The 17,975-nt window shown below is 68.6% G+C and carries 12 protein-coding genes and 1 tRNA gene; 11 read left to right on the top strand and 2 right to left on the bottom strand.

Translation table 11 applies throughout. The annotated features are described in order from the left end of the window. The first annotated feature begins 26 nt into the window (after positions 1-26). From lgt to pyk, 4 genes are read left to right on the top strand one after another with little or no spacing between them, the layout of a single operon-like run. A complete protein-coding gene (lgt, locus tag VC184_RS08015) occupies positions 27-1,001 on the top strand; it encodes a prolipoprotein diacylglyceryl transferase (protein WP_274177915.1) in 975 nt (324 codons plus the stop codon). Between the two features lie 53 nt (positions 1,002-1,054). Further along, complete coding sequence (gene gltB / locus VC184_RS08010) at positions 1,055-5,635, top strand: glutamate synthase large subunit (RefSeq protein ID WP_323987700.1); 4,581 nt, start codon at positions 1,055-1,057, stop codon at positions 5,633-5,635. Continuing rightward, positions 5,628-7,094, top strand: coding sequence for a glutamate synthase subunit beta (locus VC184_RS08005; protein WP_112614840.1), 1,467 nt, complete (start codon positions 5,628-5,630; stop codon positions 7,092-7,094). Before gltB ends, VC184_RS08005 begins: the two co-directional genes overlap by 8 nt. Before the next feature lie 44 nt (positions 7,095-7,138). Beyond that, a complete protein-coding gene (pyk, locus tag VC184_RS08000; RefSeq protein ID WP_112614838.1) occupies positions 7,139-8,587 on the top strand; it encodes a pyruvate kinase in 1,449 nt (482 codons plus the stop codon). 58 nt (positions 8,588-8,645) lie between these two features. Here the strand turns inward: pyk and VC184_RS07995 are convergent. Further along, positions 8,646-8,726: transfer RNA gene (locus VC184_RS07995), tRNA-Leu, on the bottom strand. A gap of 81 nt (positions 8,727-8,807) precedes the next feature. Here VC184_RS07995 and VC184_RS07990 point away from each other — a divergent pair. Beyond that, on the top strand, positions 8,808-9,425 hold the full coding sequence (locus tag VC184_RS07990) for an ANTAR domain-containing response regulator (protein ID WP_112614836.1): 618 nt from the start codon (positions 8,808-8,810) through the stop codon (positions 9,423-9,425). A gap of 62 nt (positions 9,426-9,487) precedes the next feature. On the opposite strand, the gene VC184_RS07985 is transcribed toward VC184_RS07990, so the two are convergent. Further along, positions 9,488-9,919 (bottom strand): hotdog fold thioesterase, encoded by a 432-nt coding sequence (locus tag VC184_RS07985; RefSeq protein WP_282500991.1) that lies wholly within the window; start codon positions 9,917-9,919, stop codon positions 9,488-9,490. A gap of 58 nt (positions 9,920-9,977) precedes the next feature. Between VC184_RS07985 and polA the strand changes: the two genes are divergently transcribed. From polA to VC184_RS07955, 6 genes are all read left to right on the top strand, one after another. Continuing rightward, a complete protein-coding gene (gene polA, locus VC184_RS07980) occupies positions 9,978-12,617 on the top strand; it encodes a DNA polymerase I (RefSeq protein WP_282500990.1) in 2,640 nt (879 codons plus the stop codon). Positions 12,618-12,653: 36 nt separating this feature from the next. Beyond that, positions 12,654-14,330, top strand: coding sequence for a DUF885 domain-containing protein (locus tag VC184_RS07975; protein WP_274177910.1), 1,677 nt, complete (start codon positions 12,654-12,656; stop codon positions 14,328-14,330). A 71-nt stretch (positions 14,331-14,401) separates the two neighbouring features. Continuing rightward, a complete protein-coding gene (locus VC184_RS07970; protein WP_323987699.1) occupies positions 14,402-15,442 on the top strand; it encodes an LLM class flavin-dependent oxidoreductase in 1,041 nt (346 codons plus the stop codon). A 43-nt stretch (positions 15,443-15,485) separates the two neighbouring features. After that, positions 15,486-16,838, top strand: coding sequence for an MFS transporter (locus tag VC184_RS07965; RefSeq protein ID WP_274177908.1), 1,353 nt, complete (start codon positions 15,486-15,488; stop codon positions 16,836-16,838). Next, a complete protein-coding gene (locus VC184_RS07960) occupies positions 16,828-17,598 on the top strand; it encodes an SGNH/GDSL hydrolase family protein (protein ID WP_323987698.1) in 771 nt (256 codons plus the stop codon). Before VC184_RS07965 ends, VC184_RS07960 begins: the two co-directional genes overlap by 11 nt. An 88-nt stretch (positions 17,599-17,686) precedes the next feature. Beyond that, positions 17,687-17,947 (top strand): DUF6458 family protein, encoded by a 261-nt coding sequence (locus VC184_RS07955; protein WP_112614822.1) that lies wholly within the window; start codon positions 17,687-17,689, stop codon positions 17,945-17,947. The last annotated feature ends 28 nt before the right edge of the window (positions 17,948-17,975 follow it).

Below are 17,975 nucleotides of genomic sequence, written 5' to 3'. Positions count from 1 at the left end.
ACCACCGATTTGCGAGGGACGATCCGATGATCCACGCTGCACACACGCTCGTCGCGAGCATCCCGAGCCCGTCGGTGAGCTACATCGACCTGGGCCCGCTGCGCATCCACTTCTACGCGCTGTGCATCATCGCCGGGATCATCGTCGCGACGCTGATGACCAACCACCGCCTCACGAGGCGCGGTGCGGAGCCGTGGGTCGTCATCGACATCGCACTGCTGGCTGTGCCGTTGGCCCTGGTGGGTGCGCGCGCATTCCACGTCCTGACGCACCCGGGGTTCTACTTCGGACCCGACAAGAACCCGTGGGCGGTGCTCTTCATCTGGGAAGGCGGCATCGCGATCTTCGGTGCGCTCATCGGCGGTGCCGTGGGCGCCTACCTCGGCTGCAAGTGGACCGGCATCCGGTTCTGGAGCTTCGCCGACGCGCTGGCTCCGGGAATCCTGCTCGCTCAGGCGATGGGGCGCTTCGGGAACTGGTTCAACCAGGAGCTCTTCGGACTCCCCACCGACCTGCCCTGGGGGCTGGAGATCAATCCCAACAACCCCGCGTTCCCCGCGGGACTGGCTCCTGACACGCTCTTCCACCCGACGTTCCTCTACGAGGTGATCTGGAACGGTCTCGGCGTGCTCGTGCTGCTGTGGGTCGGTCGCAAGGCCTGGGCGCAGTGGGGCAAGCTCTTCGGTCTCTACCTCGTCTGGTACGGCGCCGGCCGCATCGTGTGGGAGTCGATCCGGATCGACCCGAGTGAGATCATCCTCGGCATCCGCACCAACGTCTGGGCGGCGATCTTCGCCGTCGTGGTCGGAATCGCGATCATCGTGGTGCAGACGCGACGTCACCCGGGCGACGAGCCGTCGCCTTATCAGCCGGGTCGCGAATGGGTCGCTCCGAGCGCGCTACAATCGCAGAGCACCGAAGACTTCGTGGATCTGAGCGCACCCCCGACGCCCGAAGCTCACGCAGACAGCGCCACAAGCGCAGTCACCTCGAAGCAGTAGTTCCCCAGGGCCGACGTCGTCCCGGTTTCAGCACCAATGTGAGGACGGTCAGTATGGCCTCGAGCCCTCGACCCCAAAAGTCCGGATTCGGTTCATTCCCTCCTAAGCAGGGCATGTACAACCCTGCGTTCGAGAAGGACGCGTGTGGTCTGGCGATGGTCGCCACGCTGCGCGGCGAAGCCGGTCACGACATCGTCGAGCTCGCCTTGACGGCTCTGCGCAACCTCGAGCACCGCGGCGCCATCGGCTCCGACGCAGGAACCGGAGACGGAGCCGGGATTCTGACGCAGATGCCCGATGCGTTCCTCCGCGAGGTCGTCGACTTCGACCTGCCGCCCGCCGGCGAGTACGCCGCGGGTATGGCGTTCCTGCCGCGCGACGCCGACGAACGCCACGCTCTGAAGGCCGACATCGAGGCGCTCGCGGCATCCGAGGGTCTGACGGTCCTGGGCTGGCGCGACGTGCCGACCGAGGATGAGAACCTCGGCAAGCTCGCCTTCGCCGCACGCCCCGCTTTCGAGCAGCTCTTCGTGTCGCGTCCTGCCGTTGGCGACGCGCCCGCCCTCGCCGGAATCGAGCTCGACCGCCGGGTCTATCGCCTGCGCAAGCGCGCCCGCCATGAGCACGACGCCTACTTCGTGTCGCTGTCGAGCCGCACGCTCGGCTACAAGGGCATGGTCACGACGCTCCAGCTCGAGCCGTTCTACCCCGACCTGCAGGACGAGCGCTTCGCGTCGGAGCTCGCGGTGGTGCACTCGCGCTACTCGACCAACACCTTCCCGTCGTGGCCGCTCGCGCAGCCACTGCGCATGCTCGCGCACAACGGTGAGATCAACACCGTCAAGGGCAACCGCAACTGGATGCGCGCGCGCCAGTCGCAGCTCGAGTCCGAGCTGCTCGGCGATGTGCAGCCGCTGCTGCCGATCTGCACGGACGGAGCGAGCGACTCGGCCTCGTTCGACGAGGTCCTCGAACTGCTCACGCTCACCGGGCGCAGCCTGCCGCACGCCGTCATGATGATGGTGCCCGAGGCGTACGAGAAGCAGACCGACATCGATCCCGATCTCCGGGCGTTCTACGACTACCACTCCATCCAGATGGAGCCCTGGGACGGCCCGGCTGCCCTCATCTTCACCGACGGCACGCTCGTGGGCGCCACTCTCGACCGGAACGGCCTGCGCCCGGGACGATGGACCGAGACCACCGACGGACTGGTCGTCATCGGCAGCGAGACCGGCGTGCTCGACTTCGCCCCCGAGCGGATCAAGCGCCGCGGTCGCCTGCAGCCCGGGCGGATGTTCGTCGTCGACACGGCCGCGGGCCGCATCGTCGAGGATGAGGAGATCAAGCGCGAGCTCGCGACGCTCCACCCGTGGCAGGAATGGCTCGACGCCGGTCGCGTGCGGCTCAAGGACCTGCCCGAGCGCGAGCACATCGTGCACCCCATCGCGTCGATCACGCGCCGCCAGCGCACCTTCGGCTACACCGAGGAGGAGGTGCGCATCCTCCTCACCCCCATGGGGCAGGTGGGAGCAGAGCCTCTCGGTGCCATGGGCAGCGACACCCCCGTCGCGGTGCTCAGCGAGCGCCCGCGCCTGCTGTTCGACTACTTCACGCAGCAGTTCGCGCAGGTGACGAACCCGCCGCTGGACTCGATCCGCGAAGAGGTCGTCACCTCCCTGTCCCTCGGGCTCGGTCCCGAGGCGAACCTGCTGGCCTGGGGGCCGCAGCACACCCGCACGGTGACGCTCGACTTCCCCGTGATCGACAACGACGAGCTCGCCAAGATCCAGCACATCGACACCGCCCTCAAGGGCCGCTCGTCGGTGACGATCCGCGGTCTCTACCGCGTCGAGGCCGGTCACAAGGGCATGCAGAAGCGCCTCGCGCAGATGTGCGCCGAGGCCGACCAGGCCATCGAGGACGGCGCGGAGTTCCTCGTGCTCAGCGACCGCGACTCGAACAAGGACCTCGCCCCCATCCCGTCCCTGCTCATGCTCGCCGCGGTGCACCACCACCTCATCCGGCAGCAAACCCGTATGCGGGTCGGTCTCGTGGTCGAGGCCGGCGATGTCCGCGAGGTCCACCACGTCGCGACTCTCCTCGGCTACGGCGCGTCGGCGGTCAACCCGTACCTCGCGATGGAGACCGTCGAGTACCTCGTGCGTGCCGGGTACATCACCGGCGTCACTCCCGAGAAGGCCGTCAAGAACCTGATCTACGCGCTCGGCAAGGGCGTGCTGAAGATCATGTCCAAGATGGGCATCTCGACCGTCTCGTCCTACGCCGGCGCCCAGGTGTTCGAAGCCGTCGGGCTCTCCGACGAGTTCGTGTCGAACTACTTCACCGGCACCGAGACCAAGCTCGGCGGTATCGGCATCGAGGTCATCGCGGCAGAGAACGCCGCGCGGCACGCCTACGCGTATCCGGAAGACGCCGCCGTCCGCGCCCACGAGCGGCTGTGGACCGGTGGTGAGTACCAGTGGCGCCGCGACGGTGCCCCGCACCTGTTCAACCCGGACACGGTCTTCCGCCTCCAGCACGCGACCCGCACCCGTCGTTACGACATCTTCCGCGAGTACACGAAGCTCGTCGACGATCAGGCGGCCGAGCTGAAGACGCTGCGCGGCATGTTCAAGCTGCGCACCGGCGTCCGGCCCCCGGTGCCGATCGACGAGGTCGAGTCGGTCGCGTCGATCGTGAAGCGATTCTCGACGGGCGCGATGAGCTACGGCTCGATCTCGAAGGAGGCGCACGAGACGCTCGCGATCGCGATGAACCGGCTCGGCGCGAAGTCGAACACGGGCGAGGGCGGCGAGGACGTCGAGCGTCTGCTCGACCCCGAGCGCCGCAGCGCGATCAAGCAGGTCGCCTCGGGCCGATTCGGCGTCACGAGCATGTACCTCACGCATGCCGACGACATCCAGATCAAGCTCGCCCAGGGCGCCAAGCCCGGCGAGGGCGGTCAGCTGCCGCCCGGCAAGGTGTATCCGTGGATCGCCCGCACCCGCGGTGGCACCCCGGGCGTCGGCCTCATCTCGCCGCCGCCGCACCACGACATCTACTCGATCGAGGACCTCAAGCAGCTGATCTTCGACGTCAAGCGCGCGAACCCGGCCGCCCGGGTGCACGTCAAGCTCGTGAGCCAGTCGGGCATCGGTGCCGTCGCGGCGGGAACGGCGAAGGCCCTCGCCGACGTCATCCTCGTCTCCGGGCACGACGGCGGAACGGGCGCGAGCCCGCTCAACTCGCTCAAGCACGCCGGTACGCCCTGGGAGCTCGGTCTCGCCGAGACGCAGCAGACGCTCATGCTCAACGACATGCGCGACCGCGTGGTCGTGCAGGCCGACGGCCAGCTGAAGACCGGTCGCGACGTCGTGATCGCCGCGCTGCTCGGTGCCGAGGAGTTCGGTTTCGCCACCACCGCCCTGGTCGTCGAGGGCTGCATCATGATGCGCGTCTGCCACCTCGACACGTGTCCCGTGGGCGTCGCGACGCAGAACCCCGTGCTCCGCGAGCGTTTCACCGGCAAGCCCGAGTTCGTGGTGAACTTCATGGAGTTCGTCGCGCAGGAGGTCCGCGAGTACCTGGCCGAGCTCGGTTTCCGCTCGCTCGACGAGGCGATCGGGCGCAACGACGTCCTCGACGTCGACGGCGCGATCGAGCACTGGAAGGCCAACGGCCTCGACCTCGGACCCATCCTCACCGGACCCGCGTTCGCCGACGACGCGCCGCGTCGTCACCGGCGCGACCAGGACCACGAGCTCGACACGCACTTCGATGTGCAGCTCATCGAACGAGCGCAGGATGTCGTCGCGCACGGCGGTCACATCGAGATCGATCTGCCCATCCGCAACACCGAGCGCGCCGTGGGCACGATGCTGGGCAACCGGGTCACGCTCGCGCACGGCGAGAACGGCCTTCCTGCCGACTCGATCGTGGTGAACCTGACGGGTTCGGCCGGACAGTCCTTCGGAGCCTTCCTCCCCGCCGGCATCACGCTGCGTCTCGAGGGGGACTCGAACGACTACGTCGGCAAGGGGCTCTCGGGTGGACAGATCGTCGTGCGCCCGCCGCGCGGAGCGGCCTTCGACGCGTCGGAGAACGTCATCGCGGGCAACGTCATCGGCTACGGTGCGACGCAGGGCACGATGTTCCTGCGCGGCGTCGTGGGGGAGCGGTTCCTCGTGCGCAACTCCGGGGCCACGGCCGTGGTCGAGGGCGTGGGCGACCACGCACTGGAGTACATGACCGGCGGCCTCGCCGTGATCCTCGGCGCCACCGGGCGCAACCTCGGCGCCGGGATGTCGGGTGGCAACGCCTACGTCTACCGCCTCGAGACCGCGAACGTGAACCGCGAGGCCATGGCCAGCGGCGAGCTCGTGCTCGGGGAGATGGGGTCCGGCGACGCCGAGATCCTCCGCGACCTGCTCGAGCGCCACGTCGCCGAGACGGGGTCCGAGCTGGCAGCCCGGCTGCTGGAGGACTTCGAGAACGAGGTCGCCAACTTCGTCCGTGTGGTGCCGCGCGACTACGCCGCGGTGCTCGAAACCCGACAGACGGCGGCCGCCGAGGGGCTCGACCCCGACGGCGACGAGGTCTGGAGCCGCATCCTGGAGGTGACCCGTGGCTGACCCCAAGGGCTTCCTGAAGATCACGGAGCGCGAGCTCCCCAAGCGCCGTCCCGTTCCCGTCCGCATCATGGACTGGCGCGAGGTCTACGAGCCCGGTGACAGCGCCGTGCTCCGCCGTCAGGCGGGGCGCTGCATGGACTGCGGCGTGCCGTTCTGTCATCAGGGGTGCCCGCTGGGCAACCTCATCCCCGAGTGGAACGACCTCATGTGGCGCGGCGAGGGGCGCTCGGCCATCGAGCGTCTGCACGCCACGAACAACTTCCCGGAGTTCACCGGGCGCCTGTGTCCGGCACCGTGCGAGAGCTCGTGCGTTCTCGGCATCAACCAGCCGCCGGTCACGATCAAGCAGATCGAGGTCTCGACGATCGACGAGGCGTTCGCCAACGGATGGGTCGAGGCCGAGCCCCCGGGGCGTCTGACGGGCAAGACGGTTGCCGTCGTCGGCTCCGGCCCCGCCGGACTCGCCGCCGCGCAGCAGCTGACCCGCGCCGGTCACACCGTCGCCGTCTACGAGCGCGACGACCGCATCGGCGGCCTGCTGCGGTACGGCATCCCCGACTTCAAGATGGAGAAGCGTCACATCGAGGCGCGCCTGCGTCAGATGCAGGACGAGGGCACGCGTTTCCGTGCCGGCGTTGAGATCGGCAAGGACATCTCGTGGGACGCGCTGCGCGCCCGCTACGACGCGGTCGTGGTGGCGACCGGCTCGACCCTGCCCCGCGACCTCGCGATCCCGGGCCGCGACCTCGCCGGCGTGCACTTCGCGATGGAGTACCTCGTCGAGTCGAACAAGGCCGTCGCGGGAGACCAGGTCGCGAACCAGATCCACGCGGAGGGCAAGCACGTCGTCGTGATCGGCGGTGGTGACACCGGCGCGGACTGCATCGGCACGGCGCACCGTCAGGGCGCGCTCAGCGTGACGAACCTCGCGATCGGCAAGCAGCCGCCGTCGGACCGCCCCGACACCCAGCCGTGGCCGATGATGCCGACCATCTTCGAGGTCGCCTCCGCGCACGAAGAAGGCGGTGAGCGCAGCTACCTGGCGTCCACGGTCGAGTTCCTCGGCAACGAGGCGGGAGAGGTGCGCGCGCTGCGCGTCGCCGAGACCGAGTTCGTCGACGGTCGCCGCGTGCCCAAGAGCGGGACCGAGCGCGAGATCCCCGCCGACCTCGTCCTGATCGCGATGGGTTTCACCGGTCCCGAGCGCTCCGAGCTCGAGGCGCAGCTGGGTACGTTGTTCACCGATCGCGGCAACGTGGAACGTGCCGACGACTACCAGACCACCACGCCGGGTGTGTTCGTGGCCGGCGACGCCGGGCGCGGACAGTCGCTCATCGTGTGGGCGATCGCGGAGGGCCGCGCCGCGGCATCCGCTGTCGACCGCTATCTGATGGGCGACACCGACCTTCCGGCGCCGGTGCGTCCGACCGACGTCGCGATCGGGCTCCAGCGGGCATAGGCTGGACCCAACCCCCCTCCCGACCCGAAACCACCGGAGTATCAGTGAGACGCGCCAAGATCGTCGCCACCCTGGGACCGGCCACAGCCAGCTACGAGATGGTGCGAGCCATCATCGACGCCGGTGTGGACGTGACCCGATTCAACCTCAGCCACGGAGACTATTCGGAGCACGAGGCCCGCTGGGCCAACGTGCGGAAGGCCGCCGACGACGCAGGTCGCCCCGTCGCGATCCTGGTCGACCTGCAGGGGCCGAAGATCCGTCTCGGCAAGTTCGAGAACGGGCCGCACCAGCTCGCGGTCGGCGACGTCTTCAAGATCACGACCGACGACATCCTCGGCACCAAGGAGATCGTCTCGACGACGTTCAAGGGCCTGCCCGGCGACGTCAAGCCCGGCGACTTCCTGCTCATCGACGACGGCAAGGTCCGCGTCGAGGTCGTGTCGGTCGAGGGCTCGGTCGTCACGACGAAGGTCATCGTCGCCGGTCCCGTCTCGAACAACAAGGGCATCAACCTGCCCGGTGTCGCCGTGAGCGTTCCGGCGCTGTCGGACAAGGACGAGGCCGACCTGCGCTGGGGGCTGCAGCAGGGAGCCGACATCATCGCACTGTCGTTCGTGCGGGATGCCGCCGACGTCACGCGTGTGCACGAGATCATGGCGGAGGAGGGCCGCAAGGTCCCCGTCATCGCGAAGATCGAGAAGCCGCAGGCGGTCGAGAACCTCGAGGAGATCATCGACGCCTTCGACGGCATCATGGTCGCGCGCGGTGACCTCGGCGTGGAGCTTCCGCTCGAGGCCGTGCCGATCGTGCAGAAGAAGGCCGTGGCGCTGTGCCGCCGTATGGCCAAGCCCGTGATCGTCGCGACCCAGATGCTGGAGTCGATGATTGAGAACCCGGTGCCGACGCGCGCCGAGACCAGCGACGTCGCCAACGCCGTCCTCGACGGCGCCGACGCCGTGATGCTCTCGGGCGAGACCAGCGTGGGCAAGTACCCCGTCGTCGTCGTCGAGACCATGGCGCGCATCGTCGACTCGACCGAGACCCACGGTCTCGAGCGCATCGCACCGCTGACGGCGAAGCCGCGCACGCAGGGCGGCGCGATCACGCTCGCCGCCATGGAGGTCGCGCAGTTCATCGAGGCGAAGTTCCTCTGCATGTTCACCGAGTCCGGCGACACCGCGCGCCGCATGTCGCGTCTGCGTCCCGAGATCCCCATGATCGCGTTCACCCCGGACCCGGCGATCCGTCGTCGCATGGCCCTGACGTGGGGCATCCGTTCGAGCCTCGTGGAGGAGGTCGCGCACACCGACCTGATGTTCCACCAGGTCGACGACTACTTCCTTTCGAACGGCCTCGCCGAGGTCGGCGACAAGGTGGTCGTCATCTCCGGGTCCCCTCCCGGAATCCAGGGATCGACCAACGACATCCGCATCCACAAGATCGGCGACGCCGTCAACGGCCGCGCGCCGATCTACCAGGCGATCCAGTAAGCGCCACGTGAATGCCGAAGGGCGGGCACCTCTCCACGAGGTGCCCGCCCTTTCGTCGTGCCGGTGGTGGGAGTCGAACCCACACGTCCGAAGACAACCGAGTTTGAGTCGGTCGCGTCTGCCATTCCGCCACACCGGCGCACGCACATCGACAATACCGCCTCACGCGGTGTCACCCGACGGAACCGTGTTCGGAACGCCCATACCGTAGGATCGAAAGGTGACAGAGCAAGAAGAGGTCCCCACGTCGGCCGCTCCCGCACCGCGCCGAGTCGTCGTGGCCGAAGACGAGTCGCTCATTCGACTCGACATCGTCGAGATCCTGCGCGACAACGGATACGACGTCGTCGGCGAGGCAGGCGACGGCGAGACCGCGGTGCAGCTTGCGACCGAGCTGCGTCCCGATCTCGTGATCATGGACGTCAAGATGCCCGTCCTCGACGGGATCTCGGCCGCCGAACGGCTCGGCAAGGCGCACATCGCGCCCGTCGTCCTGCTGACGGCGTTCAGCCAGAAGGAACTCGTCGAGCGGGCGACCGAGGCCGGTGCTCTCGCCTACGTCGTCAAGCCCTTCACCCCGAACGATCTGCTCCCCGCCATCGAGATCGCGCTCGCCCGCTACGAGCAGATCATCACCCTCGAGGCCGAGGTCGCCGACATGGTCGAGCGCTTCGAGACCCGCAAGCTCGTCGACCGGGCGAAGGGTCTGCTCAACGAGAAGATGGGTCTCAGCGAGCCCGAGGCGTTCCGCTGGATCCAGAAGGCGTCGATGGACCGCCGCCTCACGATGCAGGACGTGGCCAAGGCGATCATCGAGCAGCTCGCCCCCAAGAAGTAGTCCGCGGCGCCGCGGCGACGAGAAAGCCCCCTCCCGGTTCGGGAGGGGGCTTCGTCGTCGCGTCAGGATGCCGCGGGGGCGTCCTTGATGAGGTTCGTGATGCGGATGGTGGAGCACCGGCGCCCCTGCTCGTCGGATACGACGATCTCGTGCACTGTCATCGAGCGCCCGAGATGCAGGGGAGTGCACACGCCCGTCACGACACCGCTCGTCGCGGATCGCGTGTGCGTGGCGTTGATGTCGACGCCGACGGCGAGGCGTCCCGGGCCGGCGTGCATGTTCGCCGCCATGGATCCGAGAGACTCGCCGAGCACGACGTACGCGCCGCCGTGGAGCAGGCCCACGGGCTGGGTGTTGCCCGCGACGGGCATTGTCGCGACGCAGCGCTCGGTGGTGAACTCCGTGAACTCGATGCCCATGCGCTCGGCGAGAGCTCCCTTGCCGCGGCCCTGTGCCCAGGCCAGGCCGGTGTCGGTGTCGGTCTTCTCGGGCATGCTTCACCCCTCGGTCGCAGCGGGTCGTGGTGTCCGCGGTCGTCGTTAGGCTGGACGGGTGACGGACTCCGCAAAGCCTACCCTTCTCGTCGTCGACGGCCACTCGCTGGCTTACCGGGCGTTCTTCGCGTTGCCGGTCGACAACTTCACGACGAAGGACGGCCAGCACACCAACGGCATCTACGGGTTCCTGTCGATGTTCGTGAACCTGATCAAGGCCGAGAAGCCGACCCATCTCGCGGTCGCCTTCGATACGTCGCGACAGTCGTTCCGTACGCGCGAGTACACGGAGTACAAGGCCAATCGCTCCGAGTCGCCGGCCGAGTTCAAGGGCCAGATCCCGCTTCTGCAGGAGTGCCTCGCCGCGATGAACGTGACGGTGCTGACGAAAGAGGACTACGAGGCCGACGACATCCTGGCGACGCTCGCGACCCAGGGCGAAGCGGACGGATTCGAGGTCCTCGTCTGCTCGGGCGACCGCGACACGATCCAGCTCGTGACCGACGACGTGACGTTGCTCTACCCCAGCGTCCAGGGTGTTTCTCAGCTCAAGCGATACACGCCCGAGACCGTCATCGAGAAGTATGGTCTGCCGCCGCAGAATTACCCCGACATCGCCGCCCTCGTCGGCGAGACGAGCGACAACCTGCCTGGAGTGCCCAAAGTCGGCGAGAAGACCGCGGTCAAGTGGCTCACGCAGTGGGGGTCGCTCGACGCCCTGCTCGAGAACGCCGACAAGATCGGGGGAGTGGTCGGAGGGAACCTCCGAGAGCACCTCGACGATGTGCGGCGCAATCGTTCGCTGAACCGGCTGCTCCGCGACGTCGAGCTCGGGGTCACGCCCGCAGACCTCGCGGTGGGCCCGATCGACGCCGAAGCGGTGCGCGACATCTTCGCCCGGCTCGAGTTCCGGACGCTGCTGCCGCGCGTCTTCGAGGCAGCGGGGGCAGATCCCGCGATGGCCGTCGAGACCGCCGCGCCCGCCGTTCCGGCCCCGACGGCCGCGGAGCTCTCCGCCGCCGACCTCGCCGCGTGGGCGGCGGCCCGCGACGGCGAGGTCGGCGTGACCGTCATGGTCGCGGGAGGTTTTCCGCAGCGCATCGGTCTGGCCGACGCCGCCGAAGCGGTCGAGGGCACCTGGGGCGACGACGTCGCCGAGGCCCTGCGCCTGTGGCTCGAGTCCGACGCGCCCAAGGTGATCTCCGACGCCAAGCTCCAGGTCAAGGCGCTGCGGCGCGGCGGTGTCCGCTTGGGCGGGCTCGTCTTCGACCCGATCCTGGCCGGGTGGCTCCTGCGCCCCAGCTTCCCCGACAAGACGCTCGCCGACCTCGTCCACCGCTACCTCGACGAGAAGCTGCCGGAGGCCGATCCGACTCAGCTCGTTCCCGAGACGGAGGGTGCCACGCCGGGACAGCTCTCCTGGTTCGCGTTGCGCACGGCAGCGGCGGTTCGCGCCGAGATGCCCGCGCCCGTCCTCTCCGTGCTCTCCGATATCGAGCTTCCGACGCTCGACACCCTCGCTGACATGGAACTCGCGGGTGTTGCCGTGTCGCACGAGAAGCTCTCGACGTTCTCGGCAGAACTCGCGGCACGAGCGGACGACATCGCACAGCGCGCGTACGCCACGATCGACCGCGAGGTGAATCTCGGTTCGCCCAAGCAGCTGCAGGAGGTATTGTTCGAGCAACTCCAGCTGCCGAAGACCCGCAAGACGAAGACGGGGTACTCCACGGACGCGGCGGTGCTCGCCGATCTGCAGGAGTCGAACCCGCACCCGTTCCTCGAGCTGCTGCTCCAGCACCGTGAAGCCACCAAGCTGCGTCAGATCATCGAGTCGCTCGATACCGCGATCGCCGCCGACGACCGCATCCACACGACCTACGTGCAGACGGGAAGCCAGACCGGCCGGCTCTCGAGCACCGACCCGAACCTCCAGAACATCCCCATCCGCAATGAGGAGAGCCGCCGCATCCGGGCCGCCTTCGAGGTGGGCGAGGGGCACGAGACCCTGTTGACCGCCGACTACTCGCAGATCGAGATGCGCATCATGGCGCACCTCTCCGAAGACCCCGGGCTCATCGAGGCGTTCGTCTCGGGCGAAGACCTGCACCGCTTCGTCGGCGCGCGCGTATTCGGCGTCGATCCGGCCGATGTCACGCCGGCGATGCGCACGAAGGTCAAGGCCATGTCGTACGGACTCGTCTACGGCCTGTCGGCGTTCGGCCTGTCGAAGCAGCTGCGCATCGAGCAGTCGGAGGCCAAGCAGCTCATGCTCGAGTACTTCGCCCGTTTCGGGGCGGTGCGCGACTACCTGCGCTCGAGCGTCGAGCAGGCCCGCATCGACGGCTACACGGAGACGATCTTCGGCCGGCGCCGTCCGTTCCCCGACCTCGCGAGTCCGAACCGAGTGCTCCGCGAGAATGCCGAGCGCGCCGCCCTGAACGCACCCATCCAGGGCAGCGCAGCCGACATCATGAAGATCGCGCTCTTCCGGATCGACCGCGAGTTCCGCGCCGAGGGCCTCCGCTCTCGTGTGCTGCTGCAGATCCACGACGAGCTCGTGGTCGAGGTCGCTGCGGGTGAGTGGGATGCCGCCGAGCGCATCGTGCGCGATCGCATGGGCGACGCCGCTCAGCTCACGGTGCCTCTCGACGTGCAGATCGGGCGCGGCGGCGACTGGGACGTCGCCGGTCACTGACCTCGTCGCGCGGGGGTGCCGCAGTAGGCTCGGAGGATGACCGAAGCACAGCGCACCCCCACGCAGATCGACCGGATCGCCGATGCGTGGGTCGACACCCTGGCCGAGCTCTCTCCCGGGCTCGCGACGTACATCGGCCGTTTCGAGCACAACGCACGACTCGACGACTACTCGCCTGCGGGCACGGCTCGCGCACTCGAGGCCGCACGCAGCACCCTCGCCGCCCTCGAGGCGGCCGAGCCCACGGACGACGTCGATGTCGTCACGAAGGCGGACCTCGCCGGTGACCTGCGGCTGAACATCGAGCTGGCCGAGGCGGGCGCTCACCTGCGCGACGTGAATGTGATCGCGTCGCCCGCGCAGGAGATCCGCAACACCTTCGACCTCATGCCCACGGCTACGGTCGACGACTGGAGCGTCATCGCCGACCGTCTCGGTGCGGTTCCGGCCGCGATCGACGGGTACATCGAGACGCTCCGCGAGGGCATCGCCCGCGGCGTCGTCCCGGCGCGCCGTCAGGTCTCCGAGGTCGCCACGCAGATCGGTCGCTACACGGCGGACACGGGTTTCTTCGCGACGTTCGCGGCAGATGCCGCGCCGACCGAGGGCAGCCTCCCCGCATCGTTGGCTCGTGAGCTGGCGGACAACGCGAACGCTGCCCGCGTCGCGTACGACGCTCTCGCCTCCTTCTTCACCGGTGAGCTCCTCCCCGAGGCGGGCGAGACCGACGCGGTCGGGCGCGAGCTGTACGCGCTGCACTCCCGCCGATTCCTGGGCGCCACGATCGACCTCGACGAGACCTACGAGTGGGGCCTCCAGGAACTGGCCCGGATGGTCGCGGAGCAGGAATCGATCGCGAACGAGATCCTCCCCGGCGCCACGGTGGAAGAGGCGGTGGCGCACCTCGAGAAGGACGAGTCCCGGAAGCTCCACGGCACCGAGGCCCTGCAGAAGTGGATGCAGGAGACGAGCGACCGCGCCGTCGACGAGCTGGGTCGCACCCACTTCGACATCCCCGAGCCCATTCGCACGCTCGAGTGCATGATCGCCCCCACCAACGAGGGCGGGATCTATTACACCGGTCCGACCGACGACTTCTCGCGCCCCGGTCGCATGTGGTGGTCGGTGCCGGAGGGGGTCGACTCGTTCGACACCTGGCGTGAGCTGACGACGGTTTATCACGAGGGCGTTCCGGGCCATCACCTGCAGATCGCCCAGGCGGTGTACAACCGGTTCGAGCTGAACTCCTGGCGGCGGCTGCTCGCCGGGTCGAGCGGACACGCCGAGGGCTGGGCACTGTACGCGGAGCGCCTCATGGAGCAGCTGGGCTACCTCGATGACCCGGCGGACCGGCTGGGCATGCTCGACGGACAGCGCATGCGTGCCGCTCGCGTCGTGCTCGACATCGGCGTGCATCTGGGGAAGGAGCGCCCCGACGGAGAGGGCGTGTGGGACGCGGAGTATGCGCTCGAGTTCATGAAGCGCAACGTCAACATGCCCGAGGAGTTCATCCGCTTCGAGGTCAACCGCTATCTCGGCTGGCCGGGCCAGGCGCCGTCGTACAAGGTGGGTCAGCGGATCTGGGAGGAGATCCGCGATGACTACGCCGCGCGCGCGGGCGAGCAGTTCGACGTGAAGGCCTTTCACATGAAGGCGCTGCGCCTGGGCGGTGTCGGACTCGACACGCTCCGCATGGCGCTCGCACAGGGCTGAACACGACGACGGCGGGACGGGAATACTCTTCCCGTCCCGCCGTTGTATGCGGGTGAATGAAAGGTGGCCCCATGACCGCGACATCCGTCCAGTTCGCCCTCGACACGTTCGGCGACGTCACCCGCGGCGCCGACGGCGAGCTGCTGTCCGACGCGCAGACGATCCGCAACGTCGTCGACCAGGCGGTGCTCGCCGATGAGGTCGGACTGAGCTTCTTCGGCGTTGGGGAGCACCACCGTCGCGAGTTCGCCGTGTCGAGCCCCGAGATCGTGCTGACCGCTGCCGCGGCCCGCACGAAGGACATCCGCCTGGGCACCGCGGTCACCGTCCTCTCCAGCGATGACCCCGTGCGCGTCTACGAGCGCTTCGCAACCCTCGACGCCGTCTCGAACGGCCGGGCCGAGATCATCCTCGGACGCGGCTCGTTCACCGAGTCGTTCCCGCTGTTCGGGTTCGATCTCGCCGATTACGAGATCCTCTTCGAGGAGCGCCTCGACCTGTTCGGCCGGCTGCGGTCCGAGCAGCCGGTCACCTGGCAGGGCCGGACCCGACCGGCGCTGACGGACGCGGATGTCTTCCCGAAGACCGAGAACGGCCTCCGCGCGTGGGTGGGCGTCGGCGGCTCTCCCGAGTCGGTGCTGCGAACGGCCCACAATGGCTATGGCCTGATGCTGGCGATCATCGGCGGCGGCGCGGCACGGTTCCGCCCGTATGTCGATCTCTTCCACCGCACCCGCGATGCGATGGGTGCCGACCGGTTGCCGGTCGGGGTCCACTCGCCCGGTCATGTCGCCGACACCGACGAACAAGCGTGGGAGGAGCTCTTCCCGGCGATGAAGGTCAACCGCGACGCGATCGGCGCGGAGCGCGGGTGGCCGCCCTACTCGCGCCTGCAGTTCCAGCACGATCTCGGACCGGACGGTGCCGTGTACGCGGGGTCGCCCGAGACCGTCGCGCGCAAGCTCGCGCAGACGATCCGCACCCTGGAGCTCGACCGGTTCGATCTGAAGTTCTCGCACGGGACGCTCGCCCACGAGAGCATGATGCGCTCGATCGAGCTCTACGGCACGAAGGTCGCGCCTCTCGTGCGGGACATGCTCGCCGACGACTGAGTGAGTGGCGTCCGAGGGCGTCGCGGGTCAATAGCATGGTCGAATGACCGATACCGCGACGCCCTCGGTGGCGCGCCGCCTCGACGATCTGCCCTTCGGGCGTCGGCACCTGAGAATCCTCACCGGGTCCGGGCTGGGATGGGCCCTCGACGCGATGGATGTCGGGCTGATCTCTTTCATCATCACGGCGCTCATCGCGCAGTGGTCGCTCGACACCTCGCAGGCGTCGTGGATCGCGTCGGCCGGCTTCGCCGGCATGGCGATCGGTGCGAGCCTCGGCGGGCTGCTGGCAGACCGGTTCGGACGTCGCTCGGTGTTCGCGGTCACACTCCTCGTCTACGGAGTCGCAACCGGCGCGAGCGCTCTGGTCGGCGGACTCGCGATGCTGCTCGTCCTGCGCTTCGTCGTGGGACTCGGCCTCGGCGCCGAGCTGCCGGTCGCGAGCACGTATGTGAGCGAGTTCGCGCCCGCCCGCATTCGCGGCAGGGTCATCGTCATCCTCGAGGCCTTCTGGGCCGTCGGGTGGACCGCAGCCGCTCTGATCGGCTACTTCGTGATCCCACAGGTCGACGAGGGCTGGCGCTGGGCATTCGTCGTCGGCGCGATCCCCGCGGTGTACGCGCTGATCGTGCGCTGGGGGCTGCCCGAGTCGGCCCGATGGCTCGAACGCCGCGGCCGGCACGCCGAGGCCGAGGCGGTCGTCCGGAGCTTCGAGACGAACAGTGCGACCACGTCGCGCGACGTCGGCGCTGCCGTCGGAGCGGAAGCGATCGCGGCGCCGGCCGCCGTGTCGTCGACCGGCCGGCTCCGCGCGCTCTGGTCGCCCGAGTTCCGCGGCCGCACCGCGAGCCTGTGGCTGGTCTGGTTCTGCGTCAACTTCTCGTACTACGGCGCCTTCATCTGGATCCCGACGATCCTGTACACGCAGGGCTACGACCTCGTCCGATCGTTCGGGTTCACCCTGATCATCACTCTCGCTCAGCTGCCGGGCTATGCCGTGTCGGCCTGGCTGATCGAGGTCTGGGGCAGACGCCTGACCCTGTCGGTCTTCCTCATCGGCTCGGCGGCATCCGCCGTGGTGTTCGGGACGGCCGGTACCGAGACGGTCATCATCGCCGCGGGCATGGCGCTGTCGTTCTTCAACCTGGGCGCCTGGGGTGCGTTGTACGCGGTGACGCCGGAGATGTACCCGACGTCGCTGCGCGGCACCGGGGCCGGCTGGGCGGCCGGTGTCGGCCGCATCGCATCGATCCTCGCGCCCCTGTCGGTGCCGCCGCTCCTGTTGTGGGGCGGCGCTCCGGTGCTGTTCGTCGTGTTCGCCGTGTTCTTCGTCCTCGCCGCCGCCGGTGCGTGGGGACTCGTCGACCGCAGAGGAGAGTCGCTCGATGACCGCTGAGACAGAGGTTCGTTACGTCGCGATCGGCGATTCGTTCACCGAGGGCGTGGGGGACGAGCTGCCCGACGGCGCCGTGCGCGGCTGGGCCGACCTCGTCGCCGCCGGCTGGGCCGATGCGACGGGACGACCCGTGCAGTACGCCAACCTCGCAATCCGCGGCAAACTCGTCCGCCCGATCGTCGACGAACAGCTCGAAGCCGCCCTCGCCCTGCGCCCGACCCACCTGTCGTTCAATGGCGGTGGCAACGACATGCTGCGCCCGCGCACGTCGATCGCGCACATCGTCGACGCTTTCGTGCAGGTGCTGCGGCGGTGCGATGAGGAAGGCGTCCGCCTCATCCTGCTGTCGGGTGCGAACCCGTCCGCGCAGCTGCCGCTGGGCGGCCTGATCAACCGGCGGGGCGACGCGCTCTCGGACGCCGTCGTCGAGCGCATCTCAGGTCGCGACGACGTCGTCCGCGCCTTGAACTGGTACGACCGCGCATTGACCCATCCGTCCTACTGGTCGGCCGACCGACTCCACATGAACGCCCGCGGTCACCATCGGGTCGCCGCTCGGGTGCTCGGTTCCCTCGGCCTCGAGGCGCCGGGGGAGTGGTGGTCGCTTCCCGTCGACGACCAGCCGCCGGTGCTCGCCCGAGGCGAGTACTTCCGAGAGCACCTCGCTCCCTGGGTGCGTCGCCGACTCATGGGGCGTTCATCGGGTGATAACCGGCAGCCCAAGTTCGGCTCGTGGATCGAGGTCGCGCCGCGCGCCTGACACGCCGCGAGAACGCGTGTCAAGCCGGTGCGTGGAACCACGCGCGCGCGTCAGTATCAGCGGGTCCGCACACCCGAAGGGAACTGACATGAGCATTGGTGCCGGAATCGCATTGTTCGTCATCGGCGCGATCCTCGCGTTCGCCGTGAACGTCGAGGTCGAGTGGGTGAACCTCGACCTCATCGGCTACATCCTGATGGGTGCGGGAGCCCTCATCTTCCTCATCGGCCTGGTCCTGATGGTGCGCCGCCGTCAGACCGAGACGGTCAGCCGTACCGCCGTCGACCCCGCCAGCGGCCAGCGAGTCACCCGCAACAGCACGAGCACCTCGGGCGACCCCATCCTCTGACGCAGCTGCTGTGAACGGCCGCGGCGGG

Origin of the sequence: Microbacterium plantarum (assembly GCF_035231185.1) — a bacterium.
Lineage (GTDB): Bacteria > Actinomycetota > Actinomycetes > Actinomycetales > Microbacteriaceae > Microbacterium > Microbacterium plantarum.
This window is presented reverse-complemented; position numbering and strand designations above follow the sequence as displayed.

Bases quoted from the DNA above. Each gene is read 5' to 3' on its own strand.
- VC184_RS07970 (WP_323987699.1), top strand. From the start codon at position 14,402: ATGACCGCGACATCCGTCCAGTTCGCCCTCGACACGTTCGGCGACGTC.
- lgt (WP_274177915.1), top strand. From the start codon at position 27: ATGATCCACGCTGCACACACGCTCGTCGCGAGCATCCCGAGCCCGTCG.
- VC184_RS07955 (WP_112614822.1), top strand. From the start codon at position 17,687: ATGAGCATTGGTGCCGGAATCGCATTGTTCGTCATCGGCGCGATCCTC.
- VC184_RS07985 (WP_282500991.1), bottom strand. From the start codon at position 9,919: ATGCCCGAGAAGACCGACACCGACACCGGCCTGGCCTGGGCACAGGGC.
- gltB (WP_323987700.1), top strand. From the start codon at position 1,055: ATGGCCTCGAGCCCTCGACCCCAAAAGTCCGGATTCGGTTCATTCCCT.
- VC184_RS07960 (WP_323987698.1), top strand. From the start codon at position 16,828: ATGACCGCTGAGACAGAGGTTCGTTACGTCGCGATCGGCGATTCGTTC.
- VC184_RS07965 (WP_274177908.1), top strand. From the start codon at position 15,486: ATGACCGATACCGCGACGCCCTCGGTGGCGCGCCGCCTCGACGATCTG.
- VC184_RS07975 (WP_274177910.1), top strand. From the start codon at position 12,654: ATGACCGAAGCACAGCGCACCCCCACGCAGATCGACCGGATCGCCGAT.